The 17293-nt window shown below is 56.7% G+C and carries 18 protein-coding genes; 15 read left to right on the forward strand and 3 right to left on the reverse strand.

All coding sequences use genetic code 11. The features are described 5' to 3' along the window. The first annotated feature begins 9 nt into the window (after positions 1-9). From rpmH to mnmE, 5 genes are all read left to right on the forward strand, one after another. Complete coding sequence (rpmH, locus tag M5G26_RS15725) at positions 10-144, forward strand: 50S ribosomal protein L34 (RefSeq protein WP_003213577.1); 135 nt, start codon at positions 10-12, stop codon at positions 142-144. Positions 145-160: 16 nt separating this feature from the next. Next, positions 161-562 (forward strand): ribonuclease P protein component, encoded by a 402-nt coding sequence (rnpA, locus tag M5G26_RS15730; RefSeq protein WP_016984072.1) that lies wholly within the window; start codon positions 161-163, stop codon positions 560-562. Beyond that, positions 555-800, forward strand: coding sequence for a membrane protein insertion efficiency factor YidD (yidD, locus tag M5G26_RS15735; protein ID WP_010465488.1), 246 nt, complete (start codon positions 555-557; stop codon positions 798-800). Before rnpA ends, yidD begins: the two co-directional genes overlap by 8 nt. A gap of 2 nt (positions 801-802) precedes the next feature. Continuing rightward, positions 803-2485: a membrane protein insertase YidC gene (gene yidC / locus M5G26_RS15740; protein WP_134176502.1), complete on the forward strand. Its 1683-nt coding sequence runs from the start codon at positions 803-805 to the stop codon at positions 2483-2485. Positions 2486-2566: 81 nt separating this feature from the next. Next, positions 2567-3937, forward strand: a complete 1371-nt coding sequence (gene mnmE, locus M5G26_RS15745) for a tRNA uridine-5-carboxymethylaminomethyl(34) synthesis GTPase MnmE (RefSeq protein ID WP_134176501.1) — start codon at positions 2567-2569, stop codon at positions 3935-3937. A gap of 43 nt (positions 3938-3980) precedes the next feature. On the opposite strand, the gene M5G26_RS15750 is transcribed toward mnmE, so the two are convergent. The 3 genes from M5G26_RS15750 to M5G26_RS15760 form a co-directional block, all read right to left on the reverse strand. Next, entirely contained in the window at positions 3981-6416 is a 2436-nt protein-coding gene (locus tag M5G26_RS15750) for a TonB-dependent siderophore receptor (RefSeq protein ID WP_273915897.1), read from the reverse strand. Between the two features lie 119 nt (positions 6417-6535). Next, on the reverse strand, positions 6536-7483 hold the full coding sequence (locus M5G26_RS15755; protein ID WP_273915898.1) for a FecR domain-containing protein: 948 nt from the start codon (positions 7481-7483) through the stop codon (positions 6536-6538). Beyond that, complete coding sequence (locus M5G26_RS15760) at positions 7483-7989, reverse strand: sigma-70 family RNA polymerase sigma factor (protein ID WP_273915899.1); 507 nt, start codon at positions 7987-7989, stop codon at positions 7483-7485. The genes M5G26_RS15755 and M5G26_RS15760 overlap by 1 nt, the downstream gene beginning before the upstream one ends. Before the next feature lie 572 nt (positions 7990-8561). Here M5G26_RS15760 and mnmG point away from each other — a divergent pair. From mnmG to atpA, 10 genes are all read left to right on the forward strand, one after another. Continuing rightward, complete coding sequence (mnmG, locus tag M5G26_RS15765; RefSeq protein ID WP_016984066.1) at positions 8562-10460, forward strand: tRNA uridine-5-carboxymethylaminomethyl(34) synthesis enzyme MnmG; 1899 nt, start codon at positions 8562-8564, stop codon at positions 10458-10460. Next, on the forward strand, positions 10457-11101 hold the full coding sequence (rsmG, locus tag M5G26_RS15770) for a 16S rRNA (guanine(527)-N(7))-methyltransferase RsmG (RefSeq protein ID WP_007911906.1): 645 nt from the start codon (positions 10457-10459) through the stop codon (positions 11099-11101). Before mnmG ends, rsmG begins: the two co-directional genes overlap by 4 nt. 18 nt (positions 11102-11119) lie before the next feature. Next, positions 11120-11917 (forward strand): ParA family protein, encoded by a 798-nt coding sequence (locus tag M5G26_RS15775; protein ID WP_008084406.1) that lies wholly within the window; start codon positions 11120-11122, stop codon positions 11915-11917. A gap of 9 nt (positions 11918-11926) precedes the next feature. Further along, on the forward strand, positions 11927-12799 hold the full coding sequence (locus tag M5G26_RS15780; protein ID WP_034152184.1) for a ParB/RepB/Spo0J family partition protein: 873 nt from the start codon (positions 11927-11929) through the stop codon (positions 12797-12799). 148 nt (positions 12800-12947) lie between these two features. Further along, a complete protein-coding gene (locus M5G26_RS15785; protein WP_003229783.1) occupies positions 12948-13355 on the forward strand; it encodes a F0F1 ATP synthase subunit I in 408 nt (135 codons plus the stop codon). Between the two features lie 16 nt (positions 13356-13371). Further along, positions 13372-14241, forward strand: coding sequence for a F0F1 ATP synthase subunit A (atpB, locus tag M5G26_RS15790; RefSeq protein WP_007911917.1), 870 nt, complete (start codon positions 13372-13374; stop codon positions 14239-14241). A gap of 133 nt (positions 14242-14374) precedes the next feature. After that, positions 14375-14632 carry a F0F1 ATP synthase subunit C gene (gene atpE, locus M5G26_RS15795; RefSeq protein ID WP_003097235.1) on the forward strand — a complete coding sequence of 86 codons (258 nt, stop codon included), beginning with the start codon at positions 14375-14377 and terminating at the stop codon, positions 14630-14632. Positions 14633-14691: 59 nt separating this feature from the next. Continuing rightward, the gene (locus M5G26_RS15800; RefSeq protein ID WP_003229781.1) at positions 14692-15162 is read left to right on the forward strand and encodes a F0F1 ATP synthase subunit B; all 471 of its coding nucleotides are present in this window, start codon (positions 14692-14694) and stop codon (positions 15160-15162) included. Between the two features lie 12 nt (positions 15163-15174). Then, positions 15175-15711 (forward strand): F0F1 ATP synthase subunit delta, encoded by a 537-nt coding sequence (locus tag M5G26_RS15805; RefSeq protein WP_007911956.1) that lies wholly within the window; start codon positions 15175-15177, stop codon positions 15709-15711. A 21-nt stretch (positions 15712-15732) separates the two neighbouring features. Then, complete coding sequence (gene atpA / locus M5G26_RS15810) at positions 15733-17277, forward strand: F0F1 ATP synthase subunit alpha (RefSeq protein ID WP_016984064.1); 1545 nt, start codon at positions 15733-15735, stop codon at positions 17275-17277. Positions 17278-17293: the final 16 nt, after the last annotated feature.

The following is a 17293-nucleotide window of genomic DNA, read 5'->3' on the forward strand; positions in this document are numbered from 1 at the left end:
TAACACGACATGAAACGTACTTTCCAACCAAGCACTATCAAACGCGCTCGTACCCACGGTTTCCGTGCTCGCATGGCTACCAAGAACGGCCGCGCAGTCCTGTCGCGTCGTCGCGCCAAAGGTCGTGCGCGTCTGGCAGTTTGATAATCCGGTACTGGAGGTGAGTCAGGACTTCAGTCGGGAAAAGCGTCTGCTTACTCCCCGGCATTTCAAGGCAGTCTTTGACTCCCCTACCGGCAAGGTTCCGGGGAAAAATCTCCTGCTCCTTGCACGCAACAACGATCTTGATCACCCCCGTCTAGGGCTGGTTATCGGGAAAAAGAGCGTAAAGCTCTCCGTTGAGCGCAATCGCCTCAAACGTTTGATGCGCGAATCATTCCGTCTGCACCAGGATTCACTGGTCGGCTGGGATATCGTTATCGTCGCGCGCAAAGGTCTGGGCGATGTAGAAAACCCCGAATTGATTCAGCATTTCGGCAAGCTCTGGAAGCGTCTTGCACGCAGCAAGCCAGTTCCAGAAGTCAAAACCGAAACTGTAGGGGTAGACAGTACCGATGCGTAAACTGGCCCTCGTTCCGATCCAGTTTTATCGCTATGCCATTAGTCCTTTGATGGCCAGCCACTGTCGTTTCTACCCCAGTTGTTCCTGCTACGCGTATGAAGCCATCGAAAATCATGGCCTTCTGCGCGGTGGCTGGCTGACCTTTCGTCGTTTAGGTCGCTGTCATCCGTGGAATCCCGGTGGTTATGACCCGGTTCCACCTATCCCTACCTCCCGTTCTTCTTCGATGGCCGAGTAATCATGGATATCAAACGCACGATCCTGATCGTCGCCCTGGCAATCGTGTCCTACGTTATGGTTCTTAAATGGAACCAGGACTATGGCCAGGCTGCCCTGCCGACTCAGAATGTTGCTTCCAGTACGACTACATCCGGTTTGCCGGACACCGCCACTGGCAATAATGCTGCCGCCAGTGACGATATTCCGCGCGCCGCTAGCGATACCAGCGCACCTGCCGAAACTCCGGTAGCCGCCAGCAAGGATCTGATCCAGATCAAAACCGACGTGCTCGATCTCGCGATCGATCCACAAGGTGGTGATGTTGCTCAACTGACCTTGCCTTTGTATCCACGTCGTCAGGATCGTCCTGATGTTCCGTTCCAGCTGTTCGATAACGGCGGCGAACGTGTTTATCTGGCCCAAAGCGGTCTGATCGGCACCAATGGCCCGGATGCAAATCCGGCCGGTCGTCCGGTCTACTCTGCGGAGAAGAAGACTTATCAACTGGCTGACGGTCAGGACCAACTGGTCGTCGACCTTAAGTTCAGCAAGGACGGCGTCAATTACATCAAGCGTTTCACTCTGAAACGCGGCCTGTATGACGTAGCCGTTTCCTACATTGTGGATAACCAGAGCGCTCAGCCCTGGAACGGCGCAATGTTTGCTCAGTTGAAACGCGACAACAGCGCTGATCCTTCGTCCACTACTGCTACTGGCACCGCGACTTACCTGGGCGCCGCCCTGTGGACAAGTTCGGAGCCGTACAAGAAAGTGTCCATGAAGGACATGGACAAGGCACAGCTGAAAGAAACTGTCACCGGTGGTTGGGTAGCCTGGCTGCAACACTACTTCGTGACCGCGTGGATTCCGGCCAAGGGCGAAAACAACATCGTCCAGACCCGTAAAGACAGCAAAGGCAACTACATCATCGGTTACACCGGTCCAACACTGACCGCTGCTCCGGGTGCCAAAGTTGAAACCAGCGCTGTGCTGTACGCCGGTCCGAAAAGCCAGGCTGTATTGAAAGAGTTGTCCCCAGGTCTGGAACTGACCGTCGACTACGGCATTCTGTGGTTCATTGCCCAGCCAATCTTCTGGCTGCTGCAACACATCCACGCCATTGTCGGTAACTGGGGCTGGTCGATCATCTTCCTGACCATGCTGATCAAGGGTATTTTCTTCCCTCTGTCGGCTGCCAGCTACAAATCGATGGCGCGTATGCGTGCTGTCGCGCCGAAACTGGCTGCTCTGAAAGAGCAACATGGCGATGACCGGCAGAAAATGTCGCAAGCCATGATGGAGCTGTACAAGAAAGAGAAGATCAACCCGCTGGGCGGCTGCTTGCCGATCCTCGTACAGATGCCGGTTTTCCTTTCGCTGTACTGGGTTCTGCTGGAAAGCGTGGAAATGCGCCAGGCGCCGTTCATGCTGTGGATCACTGACCTGTCGATCAAGGATCCGTTCTTCATTCTGCCGATCATCATGGGCGCAACCATGTTCATCCAGCAGCAGCTGAACCCGACTCCTCCGGATCCGATGCAGGCGAAGGTCATGAAAATGATGCCAATCATCTTCACCTTCTTCTTCCTGTGGTTCCCAGCAGGTCTGGTGCTGTACTGGGTTGTGAACAACTGCCTGTCGATTGCACAACAGTGGTACATCACGCGTAAGATCGAAGCGGCGACGAAAAAAGCCGAGGCGTAACTTGCACTGTGGATAACACCACTCAAAACGCCCCCTAGTGGGGCGTTTTGCTATCTGCCACTTTTGTCTGGATTCCGGTTTATGAGCACACCTCGTGAAACCATCGCCGCCGTCGCCACCGCTCAGGGTCGCGGCGGTGTGGGCATCGTCCGTATTTCCGGGCCGCTGGCCAGTGTTGCCGCCAAAGCCATCAGCGGCCGCGAACTGAAACCGCGTTACGCCCATTACGGGCCGTTTTTCAGTGACGACCAGCAAGTTCTGGACGAGGGCCTGGCCCTGTATTTCCCGGGTCCGAACTCGTTCACCGGCGAAGACGTGCTGGAACTGCAAGGCCACGGCGGCCCGATCGTGCTGGACATGTTGCTCAAGCGTTGCCTGGAGTTGGGTTGCCGTTTGGCCCGTCCGGGGGAATTCAGTGAACGAGCCTTCCTCAATGACAAACTCGACCTGGCCCAGGCCGAGGCGATTGCCGATTTGATCGAGGCCAGTTCGGCACAGGCTGCGCGTAATGCCCTGCGCTCATTGCAGGGTGCATTTTCCCAACGTGTGCATAACTTGACCGAGCAGCTGATCGGTTTGCGTATCTACGTCGAAGCCGCCATCGACTTCCCGGAAGAAGAAATCGACTTTCTCGCCGATGGCCATGTGCTGAGCATGCTCGACAAAGTGCGCAACGAGTTATCCACAGTACTGCGTGAAGCCGGGCAAGGCGCTTTGTTGCGCGATGGCATGACTGTGGTGATTGCCGGTCGTCCGAATGCCGGCAAGTCCAGCCTGTTAAACGCATTGGCCGGTCGCGAAGCTGCCATCGTGACGGAGATTGCCGGCACCACGCGGGATATCCTGCGCGAACATATCCACATCGACGGCATGCCGCTGCATGTTGTCGATACTGCAGGTCTGCGTGATACCGATGATCATGTGGAAAAGATCGGTGTTGAACGGGCATTGAAGGCTATTGGTGAAGCCGATCGGGTGTTGCTGGTGGTCGATGCGACCGCTCCGGAAGCGCTGGATCCATTTGCGTTGTGGCCGGAATTCCTCGAAACCCGCCCGGATCCGGCGAAAGTTACGCTGATTCGCAACAAAGCGGATCTGACCGGCGAAGCAATTGCCCTCGAAACCAGCGAAGACGGGCATGTGACGATCAGTCTGAGTGCCAGGTCGGCTGGTGAAGGGCTGGACTTGCTGCGTGACCATCTCAAAGCCTGCATGGGTTACGAGCAAACGTCGGAAAGCAGCTTCAGCGCACGTCGCCGCCATTTGGAGGCATTACGTCACGCCAGCGCCGCGCTGGAACACGGCCGCGCGCAGCTTACATTGGCCGGCGCCGGCGAATTGCTCGCTGAAGATTTGCGTCAGGCCCAGCATTCTCTGGGTGAAATCACCGGGGCGTTCAGCTCCGATGATCTGCTGGGAAGGATCTTTTCCAGCTTCTGCATCGGCAAATAACAAAAAGGGGCTGTGAGAATTTATCCACAGCCCCTTTTTCGTTTTACCAGTTGTAAGAAACCGTACCTAGCAAGGTGCGGTCTTCACCCCAGTAGCAGCGACCGGCATCGTTGCATCCCGACACATATTCCTTGTCGAACAGGTTTTTCGCGTTCAGGTCGACGCTCCAGTGCGTGTCGATCTGATAACCGATCGCCGCATCCACCAACGTGACATCGCCGGCATCGAGCTTCCCGTACAGAGAAGGAGAGGTGTAGGCAAAGGCACTGTCGAAGTAACGCACACCACCGCCGACGTACAGGCCTTTCAAGTCACCATCGAGGAATCGATATTTCGCCCAGACCGAAGCCTGATTACGTGGCACGCCAGTCATTTGATGGCCTTTGACCAATGACGTCGCGGCATCTTTGGTAATCCGCGCATCGGTGTAGGTGTAGGCCGCTGTCACATTGAGGTTCTGGGTCAGATTGCTGTTCAGTTCCAGCTCCACGCCTTTGGAACGGCTTTCGCCGACCTGGCGGTAGGTCGCTGTCGTCGAGTCTAAGTAGGTGTCGTCCTTTTTGCGCAGGTCGTACACCGAAGCAGTGAACGCGGTGTCCCAGCCGATCGGCTCGTATTTCAGGCCCACTTCGTATTGGCTGCTGGTGATCGGATCGAGCGGTGCGCCGGCATTGGAAATCTGCTGCACCGGTACGAACGAGGTGGAATAGCTGACATACGGCGTCATGCCGTTGTCGAACTGGTACATCACGCCGCCCTGATAGGTGAACTTCTTGTCCTCGGAACTGATGTCGCTCGACTGGGCGACCTTGTCGCGAAAATCACTGTCGACCCAGTCCTGACGACCGCCGAGCAAGAACAACCAGTGGTTATATTTGCTTTGGATCTGTGCATAAACACCTTTCATCTGTTGCTCGAGCAGCGTGTTTTGCACCGCGATCGGGGTGGTGGGATCGCGCAGGTAAACCGGGTTGTAGATATCGATCGGCCCGACGATGCCAGCATTCCAGTCCTGATTGAACGAAGTGCGGTCGTAGCTGGCGCCGAACAGCACGGTGTTTTCCAGCCCACCGAGCTGGAATTTGCCTTCCAGTTGGTTATCCAGCGAGTACACCATCGACTTGTTGAAGCGATCGTACGCAGTCATGTTCAGACGCGTGCCGAAACCGGCGTTGTTGAGGTTGCCCGGCCAGGTTTCGTGACGGGTGATGCGCGACTGCATGTAGCGCGAGTTCTGCCGGAACTGCCAGTCGTCGTTGAAGGAGTGGCTGAACTCGTAACCGCTGCTCCAGGTTTCCCGTTCGAAGGTGTTCCAGTCCGGGTCGCCGAGCATGGTGCCTTTGGATAACTTGCCATTGGGGTTGGTCAGCAATGTCCCGGCGGCCGGCAGGCCAAGTTCCATGTTGGTGTGATCCTTCTGGTAGTTGGCCAGCAGGGTCAGGGTATTGAAGTCATCGAAATTCAGAGACAGCGAGGGCGCGATGTAAATGCGGTCATCCGGGACGTGATCGGTCTGGGTGTCCGACTTGCGCCCGAGCATGACAACGCGCCCGAGAATGTTGCCGCTGTCGTTGAGTGGCCCGGACACATCAACGCCGATCTGCCGACGATTGTTCGAGCCATAACCCAGTTGCACTTCGCCTTGCGGTTCAGCGGTTGGCCGTTTGCTGACCAGATTGACCAGTCCCCCCGGCGCGTTTTCCCCATACAGCAGCGAGGACGGGCCACGGAAAATTTCTACCCGCTCAAGTCCATAAGGCTCGGTACTGGTGTCATAGCGGTTGCCTTGTACACGCAGTCCATCGCGCAGCAGACCGTAGCCATAATCGGTCGCGTTGAAACCGCGAATGAAAAACAGATCGCCGGCCAGACTGTCGCCGGCGGCAAACGGTGGGGCAAAGATCCCCGGGACGTAGCCGAGTACTTCGGTGAGCGTCTGAGATTTCTGATCTTTCATGCGTTGCGCGGTTACGACTGACACCGAGCGCGGCGTTTCCGACAACGGCGTGCTGGTTTTCGTACCGATCCGGCTGTTCTGCGCCTTGTAGCCAACGTCGGCGGCGTAATCGAGGTTCATCGGGTTGGCCAATTGCCCGTTGATGTTGGTCGGGGCCAGTTCCAGCGCGTCACCATTGGGCAGCGCCTGCAGAATGTAGCTGCCAGGTGCCTGCGGTATGGCTTGTAAACCCGAGCCTTGCAGCAGTTGGGCGAATCCCTGGTCGACGGTGAAATTGCCGTTCAGTGCGGCACTGCGTAAACGGCTGGTCTGCTGCGGAGAAAACGACAGAATCACATTCGCGGCTGAGGCGAACTGGCTCAACGCATTGTCCAGCGGGCCGGCAGCAATGGTGTAGCGCTGGGCTGTCGTCGCCGCGAAGGCGCTATGGGTGATGACCAGACAGGACGCGGCACTGGTCATCAGTAAGCTGTAAGTAAAGCAGTGGTGGGAAAAGCACTGACGGAACGTGGGAAGACGCATGTGTGGATAAGCCCTGAAGGTGGCGAAGAGCCGCGTTTATCGCGATTACCTGTAGGGCCGGGTCAGGGCAAAAAAAGATAACCCTGTTTTCGATTTATTTTTCCCCGGGTGATTTTCGATCAGACGTTGTGGCTGATCGAGACCCAGTAACGGGTGAAGTAGCGGACGTTGATCGGTAACGAGGCCTGAAGGTTGGCCAGCACGGCATCGGTGGAATCGAGCCGAAAGGTGCCGGATACCCGCAGATCCCGGGCGCGGCTATCGCAGTGCAGAACACCGCTGCGATAACGCCCCAGCTCTTCGATCACCTCGCCCAACCGTGCATCGAGCACAATCAGCTGGCCGTTGATCCACGCCACTGCCGAGGATTTATAGGGATGAAGGCGTCCGATGTGCCGACTATCGAAGTCAGCGCCTTCGCCTGCTTTCAAGATCATCGCGGCCGTTGATGGATCAGCGGGTTGCACGCTGACCCGCTCTTCCAGCACGCCGACCCGCGTTGAGCCCGACAGCTGATACACAGAAAAACGCGTGCCCAACCCTTGAATCCGGCCATCGCGGGTCTCGACAAAAAACGGCCGCTGATCACCAAGCTTGCCGGTTTGAATAAGGATCTCACCCGAGCGCAAGCGAATCAGGCGCTGCACCGCATCGAAGGACACATCAATGGCGGTGTCAGTGTTGAGCTGGATCTGACTGCCATCCGCCAATGAAATGCTACGACGCTGGCCAACGTCGGTTTTGTAGTCGGCCCATACATTCCCCAGGGATGTATGTTGCTGAGCGTTCCAACCGAGGAACCCTGTCCCGGTCGCGAGCAGCAACAATTTCAGTACCTGACGCCGTTGCTGGCCGGTATTCAGCGCGCGGCGTTTCAAATCCTGCGGCAGGGTGCCGAGATGACGCTGCAATTGTTCCATCTGGTTCCACGCCGACAGGTGCGCTGGATCGCTATCTATCCACAGCTGCCAGGCTTTTTGTTCAGCGAGCGTCGGCGGATCGGCCTGAAACTGCACATACCAACCGGCAGCGGCTTCGAACACTTTGCGGTTGGGGGCGATGGCCATTAGCGCTGCGCCATGATCAGGGCACATTCCGTCAAAGCGCGGATCATGTGCTTCTTTACTGTGGTCAGGGAAATCTTCAATTGCACGGCGATCTGTTGATAAGTCAGGCCGTCGATCTGCGAGAGCATGAAGATCTGCCGGCTTCGCGCGCCCAGACCGGCGAGGGCTTTATCCACAGCGACCAGGGTTTCGATGATCAGCGCCTTGTCTTCTTCGCTGATGGCGGTCGCTTCGGGTCGAGCAGCCAAGGTCTGCAAGTAGGCGACTTCGATAGCCTGTCTTCGATAACGATCAATGACCAGGCCGCGTGCAATGGTCGCCAGATAATCCCGCGGTTCGCGAATCTGCGCGGCATTCCGTGCCGCGAGGATCCGCACGAAGGTGTCATGCGCGACATCGGCAGCATCGCAGGCGTCATGCAATTTGCCCTTGAGCCATCCATACAGCCACGAATGGTGTTGCTCGTAGATTTGCTCGATCGCAGCGTTATGGGCGGTTGGGGACATGGGGAGAAACTGACGAGTTAATGATAATGGCTATTATTAGCCTCTGTTACGTTCTCTCACAATAGCCCTTTCACATCCCTCTATCGGCTTCCTGATCGTCACCGATCTTTCGATGGCGCTTTTTTTTGCGCCCGGAAAAAGCCATTTGGTCGATTTTCTGTGGATTAAGCCCTGTGAATAACTGCCACTGAGGTCGGTTGATAACAGGGCTTAAAAACTGGACATAAACCCCTCTGTGGATAACCACCCCTTTCATCCACAGGCTTACAGCGGTTATCCAAGGGCCTCATTGGCACATGAGCACAGGGTTTTAAAACTCTGTACACATTGAATATAAAGGCCTGTAGCAATCTATCCACAGAAAGGTGGCTCAGTAAGAATAAACATAAAAACAAAGGTTTTATAAATTTCTCTCTTTTTTATTCTTTTAACCTCGAGTTCTCCACAGCTGGTTAAATTTTGTGCAAAGGGTTCTTTAGGAAGGGCGAAGTCCCTATACTTGTCGACCAGGTCCAGAAACCTGATCTCAAACTATTCCTGAATTACCTACTTAAGCAGGCACGAGGTGCGTGGTGGATTTCCCTTCCCGTTTTGAAGTGATCGTCATCGGCGGCGGTCATGCCGGTACCGAGGCAGCACTGGCCTCAGCACGTATGGGGGCAAAAACCCTGTTGCTGACGCATAACGTGGAAACCCTCGGTGCCATGAGTTGCAACCCGGCCATCGGTGGCATAGGCAAAAGCCATCTGGTCAAGGAAATCGATGCCCTCGGCGGCGCGATGGCCACGGCTACCGATTTGGGCGGCATCCAGTTTCGTGTGTTGAACAGCCGTAAAGGCCCGGCCGTGCGTGCTACCCGTGCGCAAGCCGATCGGATTCTTTACAAGGCCGCTGTCCGCGAAATCCTCGAAAACCAGCCGAACCTGTGGATATTTCAACAAGCTGCTGACGACCTGATCGTCGAACAGGAACAAGTCCGTGGTGTTGTCACGCAAATGGGTCTGCGCTTTTTCGCCGATTCCGTGGTGTTGACCACTGGTACGTTCCTCGGTGGACTTATCCACATCGGTTTGCAGAATTTTTCCGGCGGTCGCGCCGGGGATCCGCCCTCGATCGCCCTGGCTCACCGTTTGCGTGAACTGCCACTGCGTGTCGGTCGCCTGAAAACCGGCACACCGCCGCGTATCGACGGCAAATCTGTGGATTTCTCGGTAATGACCGAGCAACCAGGCGATACGCCGATCCCGGTGATGTCGTTCATGGGCAACAAAGAACAGCATCCACGCCAGGTCAGCTGCTGGATTACTCACACCAACGCCCGCACCCACGAAATCATTGCCGCGAACCTCGATCGTTCGCCGATGTATTCCGCTGCCGGCGAGATCGAAGGCATCGGCCCGCGTTATTGCCCGTCGATCGAAGACAAAATCCATCGCTTTGCCGACAAGGAAAGCCATCAGGTGTTTATCGAACCGGAAGGTTTGACCACCCATGAGCTGTATCCGAACGGGATATCCACAAGCTTGCCGTTCGACGTGCAATTGCAGATCGTGCAATCGATCCGCGGCATGGAAAACGCGCACATCGTGCGTCCGGGCTATGCGATCGAGTACGACTACTTCGATCCGCGCGACCTGAAGTACAGCCTGGAAACCAAAGTCATCGGCGGTTTGTTCTTTGCCGGACAAATCAACGGCACCACCGGTTACGAAGAAGCTGGCGCCCAAGGTTTGCTGGCCGGGGCCAACGCCGCACTGCGCGCCAAGGGCAAAGAAGCCTGGTGTCCGCGTCGCGATGAAGCGTACATCGGCGTGTTAGTCGACGACCTGATCACCCTCGGTACCCAAGAGCCGTACCGCATGTTCACTTCCCGTGCCGAGTACCGCCTGATCCTGCGCGAGGACAACGCCGACCTGCGTCTGACCGAAAAAGGTCGCGAACTCGGTCTGGTCGATGACGCGCGTTGGGCGGCCTTCTGCAAGAAACGCGAAAGCATCGAACTCGAAGAGCAGCGCCTGAAAAGCACCTGGGTTCGCCCGAATACGCAGCAGGGCGATGCGATTGCCGAGAAGTTCGGCACGCCGCTGACTCACGAATACAACTTGCTCAACCTCTTGAGCCGTCCGGAAATCGACTACGCTGGTCTGGTCGAAGTGACCGGCAATGGCGCCGAAGATCCACAGGTTGCCGAGCAGGTTGAAATCAAGACCAAATACGCCGGTTACATCGACCGTCAACAGGACGAAATCGCCCGTCTGCGCGCCAGTGAAGACACGAAATTGCCTGTGGATATCGATTACACCAACATTTCCGGTCTCTCCAAGGAGATCCAGAGCAAGCTCGGCGCGACTCGACCAGAGACGCTGGGCCAGGCTTCGCGGATCCCGGGTGTGACCCCGGCAGCGATTTCGCTGTTGATGATTCATTTGAAAAAACGCGGCGCGGGCCGTCAGTTGGAGCAAAGCGCTTGAGTTCTAAGGTCACTTCGCAACACGCCGAAGAGTTATCCACAGGAGCCCGCGAGCTCGGTGTCAATCTCACTGAAACCCAGCACGAATTACTGCTGGGTTATCTGGCCCTGTTGATCAAATGGAACCAGGCCTACAACCTGACTGCTGTGCGCGATCCGGACGAGATGGTGTCGCGTCACTTGCTCGATAGTCTGAGCGTGATGTCGTTTATCGAAAACGGTCGCTGGCTCGATGTCGGCAGCGGCGGCGGCATGCCGGGAATCCCGTTGGCGATTCTGTATCCAGACTCGCAAGTGACCTGCCTGGACAGCAACGGCAAGAAAACCCGCTTCCTGACCCAGGTCAAACTCGAACTCAAACTGGATAACCTGCAAGTTATCCACAGTCGCGTCGAAGCGTTCCAGCCTGCACAGCCGTTCAACGGGATCATTTCCCGGGCGTTCAGCAGCATGGAAAACTTTACCAACTGGACTCGCCACCTCGGCGATGCCGATACACGCTGGCTGGCAATGAAGGGCGTTCATCCGGCGGATGAGCTGGTAGCATTGCCGGCAGACTTCAAACTCGATAGCGAACACGCCCTGGCCGTACCCGGTTGCCAAGGCCAACGCCATCTGCTGATACTGCGCCGCACGGCATGATTGGGAACACAAGCAAGAATGGCTAAGGTATTCGCGATAGCGAACCAGAAGGGTGGTGTGGGCAAGACCACCACCTGCATCAACCTCGCAGCATCCCTGGTCGCAACCAAGCGCCGGGTGCTGTTGATCGATCTCGATCCACAGGGCAACGCCACCATGGGTAGCGGAGTGGATAAACACGGCCTGGAAAACTCGGTCTACGACCTGCTGATCGGCGAATGCGATCTGGCCCAGGCCATGCACTATTCCGAACACGGCGGTTATCAACTGCTGCCGGCCAACCGCGATTTGACGGCGGCCGAAGTGGTGCTGCTGGAAATGCAGATGAAGGAAAGCCGCCTGCGCAGCGCGCTGGCGCCGATCCGTGAAAATTACGATTACATCCTGATCGACTGCCCGCCGTCGCTGTCGATGCTTACGCTGAACGCTTTGGTGGCCGCCGATGGGGTAATTATCCCCATGCAGTGCGAATACTTTGCGCTCGAAGGTCTTAGCGACCTTGTGGATAACATCAAACGCATTGCTGAGCTGCTGAACCCGAACCTGAAAGTCGAAGGTCTGTTGCGGACCATGTATGACCCGCGCCTGAGCCTGATGAATGACGTTTCGGCGCAGCTCAAGGAACACTTTGGCGATCAGTTGTACGACACGGTGATCCCGCGCAACATCCGTCTGGCCGAAGCGCCGAGCTACGGCATGCCGGCGCTGGCCTACGACAAGCAATCGCGCGGCGCCCTGGCTTATCTGGCCCTGGCCGGCGAGATGGTTCGCCGTCAGCGCAAAAATTCACGCATCGCCGCCGCTCAGGCAACTTAAGGAATCCCCATGGCCGTCAAGAAACGAGGTCTCGGACGTGGACTGGATGCACTGCTGAGTGGTCCGACCGTCAGCGCGCTGGAAGAACAAGCGGCGCAAGCTGACACCCGCGAACTGCAGCACTTGCCGTTGGATCTGCTGCAGCGCGGTAAATACCAGCCGCGCCGCGACATGGATCCGCAGGCGCTGGAAGAACTGGCAGCGTCGATCAAGGCGCAAGGCGTGATGCAGCCGATCGTGGTGCGCCCGATTGGCGGTGGCCGCTTCGAGATCATCGCCGGTGAACGTCGCTGGCGCGCGAGTCAGCAAGCCGGGCAGGAAACCATCCCGGCGATGGTCCGCGATGTGCCGGATGAAACCGCAATCGCCATTGCGCTGATCGAGAACATCCAGCGCGAAGACCTCAACCCGATCGAAGAAGCGGTGGCCCTGCAGCGTTTGCAGCAGGAATTCCAACTGACTCAGCAGCAAGTTGCCGAGGCTGTGGGTAAGTCCCGCGTCACTGTGGCTAACCTGTTGCGGCTTATTGCATTGCCGGAAGTCATCAAGACCATGTTGTCTCACGGTGACCTGGAAATGGGTCATGCCCGTGCTTTGCTCGGTCTGCCGGACAATCAGCAGGTGGAAGGGGCGCGACATGTTGTCGCACGCGGTCTTACCGTGCGCCAAACTGAAGCACTGGTTCGCCAGTGGTTGAGTGGCAAACCGGAGCCTGTGGAAGCGACCAAACCCGACCCGGATATCGCCCGTCTCGAACAGCGTCTGGCCGAGCGCCTAGGCTCTGCGGTGCAGATTCGCCACGGCAAGAAGGGAAAGGGGCAGTTGGTGATCGGTTACAACTCCCTAGATGAGCTTCAAGGTGTGCTCGCACACATCCGCTGAAACATTTCCTCATGTAGCGCGCAGTCGGAAATCACTACCTGACAGTTGAATAGGGGCAGAACCGCCCCTATACTCTGCGCGCATTTTGTCGGCACAAATTATGCCAAGTTATTGAATTCTGGCAGCCGACCATTGGAGAGCAAACGTGATGGAAACCCGCAAGCCAAACCGCCTGCCGTTCCATCGCCTGGCGGTTTTTCCGGTGTTAATGGCTCAATTTGTCATTTTGCTCATTGCCGCTTTGGCGCTCTGGCAATGGCACGGAGTCGTTGCCGGATACTCGGGACTTTGCGGAGGCCTGATAGCCTTGCTGCCCAATGTTTATTTTGCTCACAAGGCATTTCGGTTTTCCGGCGCCCGAGCAGCCCAGTCCATCGTCCGGTCATTTTATGCCGGCGAGGCAGGCAAACTGATTTTGACGGCAGTGCTCTTTGCACTGGTGTTTGCAGGTGTGAAGCCACTGGCGCCGATAGCTGTATTCGGCGCGTTCGTGCTGACTCAGTCGGTCAGCTGGTTCGCTCCCCTGCTGATGAGAACAAGACTTTCGAGACCTTAGGGCGTTTGAGGCAACCATGGCAGAAACAACCGCTTCGGGCTATATCCAGCACCACTTGCAGAACCTGACCTTCGGTCAGCTACCTAACGGCGGCTGGGGCTTTGCCCATACCGCAGCAGAAGCCAAAGAAATGGGCTTCTGGGCTTTCCACGTCGATACTCTCGGCTGGTCGGTCGCGTTGGGTCTGATCTTCGTTCTTCTTTTCCGCATGGCGGCAAAGAAAGCGACTTCGGGTCAGCCGGGTGCTTTGCAGAACTTCGTTGAAGTATTGGTCGAATTCGTCGATGGCAGCGTGAAAGACAGCTTCCATGGCCGTAGCCCGGTGATTGCACCGCTGGCACTGACCATCTTCGTCTGGGTGTTCCTGATGAACGCCGTCGACCTGGTACCGGTCGACTGGATTCCTCAACTGGCCATCCTGATCTCCGGTGACCACCACATCCCGTTCCGCGCCGTGTCGACTACCGACCCGAACGCGACCCTGGGCATGGCGTTCTCGGTTTTCGCACTGATCATTTTCTATAGCATCAAGGTCAAGGGCTTCGGCGGCTTCATCGGCGAACTGACCCTGCACCCGTTCGGCAGCAAGAACATCTTCGTTCAAGCCCTGCTGATCCCGGTGAACTTCCTGCTGGAATTCGTGACCCTGATCGCCAAACCGATCTCTCTGGCTCTGCGACTGTTCGGCAACATGTATGCCGGCGAGCTGGTGTTCATTCTGATCGCTGTGATGTTCGGCAGCGGTCTGCTCTGGCTGAGCGGCCTGGGCGTTGTTCTGCAGTGGGCGTGGGCTGTGTTCCACATCCTGATCATCACGCTGCAGGCGTTCATCTTCATGATGCTGACCATCGTCTACTTGTCGATGGCGCACGAAGAAAACCATTAAGACCAGTCTCGACTAGTCTGATGTCCTTCCCGGTCAAACGGGAAGGGGCTCTTCACAGGGCACCTGAAACGATTTGTTTTACCGCTTTAATCTAAAAAACCTAAACCATACGACGTAAAAGTCGGGAGGAAAGATGGAAACTGTAGTTGGTCTAACCGCTATCGCTGTTGCACTGTTGATCGGCCTGGGCGCACTGGGTACCGCAATTGGTTTCGGCCTGCTGGGCGGCAAGTTCCTGGAAGGCGCAGCGCGTCAGCCAGAAATGGTTCCAATGCTGCAAGTTAAAATGTTCATCGTTGCCGGTCTGCTCGACGCCGTAACCATGATCGGTGTTGGTATCGCTCTGTTCTTCACCTTTGCGAACCCGTTCGTTGGTCAGATCGCTGGCTAATTACCCGGATTCTTCCGAGTAATTTGATGTGATGGACAACGTAACTGCGAGGTGTTGGCGTGAACATTAATGCGACCCTGATTGGCCAGTCCGTTGCGTTCCTGATTTTTGTACTGTTCTGCATGAAGTATGTATGGCCTCCGGTCATCGCTGCTCTGCACGAACGTCAAAAGAAGATCGCTGATGGTCTGGACGCTGCCAGCCGTGCAGCTCGCGACCTGGAGTTGGCCCAAGAGAAAGCGGGTCAGCAACTGCGCGAAGCGAAAGCTCAGGCAGCTGAAATCATCGAGCAAGCCAAGAAACGCGGTAACCAGATTGTCGAAGAGGCCGTTGAAAAGGCCCGTGTCGACGCTGACCGTGTGAAGGTTCAGGCTCAAGCCGAGATCGAACAGGAACTGAACAGTGTCAAAGACAAGCTGCGCGCCCAAGTGGGTTTGCTGGCTGTCGGCGGCGCCGAGAAGATCCTGGGTGCCACAATCGATCAAAACGCGCACGCAGAGCTGGTTAACCAACTGGCTGCTGAAATCTAAGCGAGGGCGATCATGGCAGAACTGACCACGTTGGCCCGACCTTACGCTAAGGCGGCCTTCGAGCACGCTCAGGCCCACCAGCAACTGGCCAATTGGTCAGCCATGCTCGGCCTGGCTGCAGCGGTGTCGCAAGACGACACCATGCAGCGCGTGCTCAAGGCCCCGCGACTGACGAGCGCAGAAAAGGCCGCCACGTTTATTGACGTGTGCGGCGACAAGTTTGATGCCAAGGCACAGAACTTCATCAATGTCGTTGCCGAAAACGACCGTCTCCCGCTTCTGCCGGAGATTGCCGCTCTTTTCGACCTGTACAAGGCCGAACAAGAGAAGTCGGTAGACGTTGAAGTGACCAGTGCTTTTGCATTGAACCAAGAACAGCAAGACAAACTCGCCAAGGTTCTCAGTGCACGACTCAACCGGGAAGTGCGCCTGCAAGTTGCGGAGGACGCTGCCTTGATTGGTGGTGTCGTGATCCGCGCCGGCGACCTGGTTATCGATGGCTCGATTCGCGGCAAAATCGCGAAACTTGCCGAAGCATTGAAATCTTGAGTTTGAAGGGGCAGCAGAGCAATGCAGCAACTCAATCCTTCCGAAATAAGTGAAATTATCAAGGGCCGCATCGACAAGCTCGATGTGACCTCCCAAGCCCGTAACGAAGGCACTGTCGTCAGCGTATCTGACGGCATCGTGCGGATTCACGGTCTGGCCGACGTTATGTACGGCGAGATGATCGAGTTTCCGGGCGGCGTCTACGGTATGGCCCTCAACCTGGAGCAAGACTCCGTAGGTGCCGTTGTACTGGGCGCTTACCAGTCTCTGGCTGAAGGCATGAGCGCCAAGTGCACCGGCCGCATCCTCGAAGTTCCTGTTGGTAAGGAACTGCTGGGTCGCGTAGTCGACGCACTGGGTAACCCTGTTGACGGCAAAGGTCCACTGGGCAACACCGAGACCGACGCGGTCGAGAAAGTTGCACCGGGCGTGATCTGGCGTAAGTCGGTAGACCAGCCTGTACAGACTGGCTACAAGGCTGTCGATGCCATGATCCCTGTCGGCCGTGGCCAGCGTGAGCTGATCATCGGTGACCGTCAGATCGGTAAAACCGCTCTGGCGATCGACGCGATCATCAACCAGAAAGACAGCGGCATTTTCTGCGTCTACGTAGCCATCGGTCAGAAGCAATCGACCATCGCCAACGTGGTTCGCAAGCTGGAAGAAAACGGCGCCCTGGCCAACACGATCATCGTGGCTGCCAGTGCTTCGGAATCTCCTGCGCTGCAATTCCTGGCACCGTACTCCGGTTGCACCATGGGTGAATTCTTCCGCGACCGCGGTGAAGACGCGCTGATCGTTTATGACGATCTGTCCAAGCAAGCAGTGGCTTACCGCCAGATTTCCCTGCTGCTGCGCCGTCCACCAGGCCGTGAAGCTTACCCAGGCGACGTGTTCTATCTCCACTCCCGTCTGCTGGAGCGCGCATCCCGCGTTTCGGAAGAATACGTAGAGAAGTTCACCAACGGCGCAGTGACCGGCAAAACCGGTTCCCTGACCGCACTGCCGATCATCGAAACCCAGGCTGGCGACGTTTCCGCGTTCGTTCCGACCAACGTGATTTCCATCACCGACGGTCAGATCTTCCTGGAATCGGCCATGTTCAACTCGGGCATCCGTCCTGCTGTGAACGCCGGTGTTTCGGTATCCCGTGTGGGTGGTGCCGCTCAGACCAAGATCATCAAGAAGCTCTCCGGTGGTATCCGTACCGCTCTGGCTCAGTACCGTGAACTGGCGGCATTCGCCCAGTTCGCTTCTGACCTGGACGAAGCGACCCGTAAGCAACTTGAGCATGGTCAGCGCGTTACCGAGCTGATGAAGCAGAAGCAATACGCACCAATGTCGATCGCTGACATGGCGCTGTCGCTGTATGCCGCTGAGCGTGGGTTCCTGACTGACATTGAAATCGCCAAGATCGGCAGCTTCGAACAAGCGCTGATTGCTTTCTTCAACCGCGATCACGCCGATTTGATGGCCAAGATCAACGTTAAAGGTGACTTCAATGACGAAATCGACGCTGGCATGAAAGCCGGTATCGAGAAGTTCAAGGCCACCCAAACCTGGTAAGCCGCAGCGGGAGCCG

Source organism: Pseudomonas sp. TNT2022 ID642 (assembly GCF_028656995.1).
Taxonomy (GTDB): domain Bacteria; phylum Pseudomonadota; class Gammaproteobacteria; order Pseudomonadales; family Pseudomonadaceae; genus Aquipseudomonas.

Excerpts from the sequence above, each read along its gene's own strand:
- rpmH (WP_003213577.1), top strand. The coding sequence starts at position 10 with ATGAAACGTACTTTCCAACCAAGCACTATCAAACGCGCTCGTACCCAC.
- yidD (WP_010465488.1), top strand. The coding sequence starts at position 555 with ATGCGTAAACTGGCCCTCGTTCCGATCCAGTTTTATCGCTATGCCATT.
- yidC (WP_134176502.1), top strand. The coding sequence starts at position 803 with ATGGATATCAAACGCACGATCCTGATCGTCGCCCTGGCAATCGTGTCC.
- mnmE (WP_134176501.1), top strand. The coding sequence starts at position 2,567 with ATGAGCACACCTCGTGAAACCATCGCCGCCGTCGCCACCGCTCAGGGT.
- M5G26_RS15750 (WP_273915897.1), bottom strand. The coding sequence starts at position 6,416 with ATGCGTCTTCCCACGTTCCGTCAGTGCTTTTCCCACCACTGCTTTACT.
- M5G26_RS15755 (WP_273915898.1), bottom strand. The coding sequence starts at position 7,483 with ATGGCCATCGCCCCCAACCGCAAAGTGTTCGAAGCCGCTGCCGGTTGG.
- M5G26_RS15760 (WP_273915899.1), bottom strand. The coding sequence starts at position 7,989 with ATGTCCCCAACCGCCCATAACGCTGCGATCGAGCAAATCTACGAGCAA.
- M5G26_RS15775 (WP_008084406.1), top strand. The coding sequence starts at position 11,120 with ATGGCTAAGGTATTCGCGATAGCGAACCAGAAGGGTGGTGTGGGCAAG.
- M5G26_RS15780 (WP_034152184.1), top strand. The coding sequence starts at position 11,927 with ATGGCCGTCAAGAAACGAGGTCTCGGACGTGGACTGGATGCACTGCTG.
- M5G26_RS15785 (WP_003229783.1), top strand. The coding sequence starts at position 12,948 with ATGGAAACCCGCAAGCCAAACCGCCTGCCGTTCCATCGCCTGGCGGTT.
- atpB (WP_007911917.1), top strand. The coding sequence starts at position 13,372 with ATGGCAGAAACAACCGCTTCGGGCTATATCCAGCACCACTTGCAGAAC.
- atpE (WP_003097235.1), top strand. The coding sequence starts at position 14,375 with ATGGAAACTGTAGTTGGTCTAACCGCTATCGCTGTTGCACTGTTGATC.
- M5G26_RS15805 (WP_007911956.1), top strand. The coding sequence starts at position 15,175 with ATGGCAGAACTGACCACGTTGGCCCGACCTTACGCTAAGGCGGCCTTC.
- atpA (WP_016984064.1), top strand. The coding sequence starts at position 15,733 with ATGCAGCAACTCAATCCTTCCGAAATAAGTGAAATTATCAAGGGCCGC.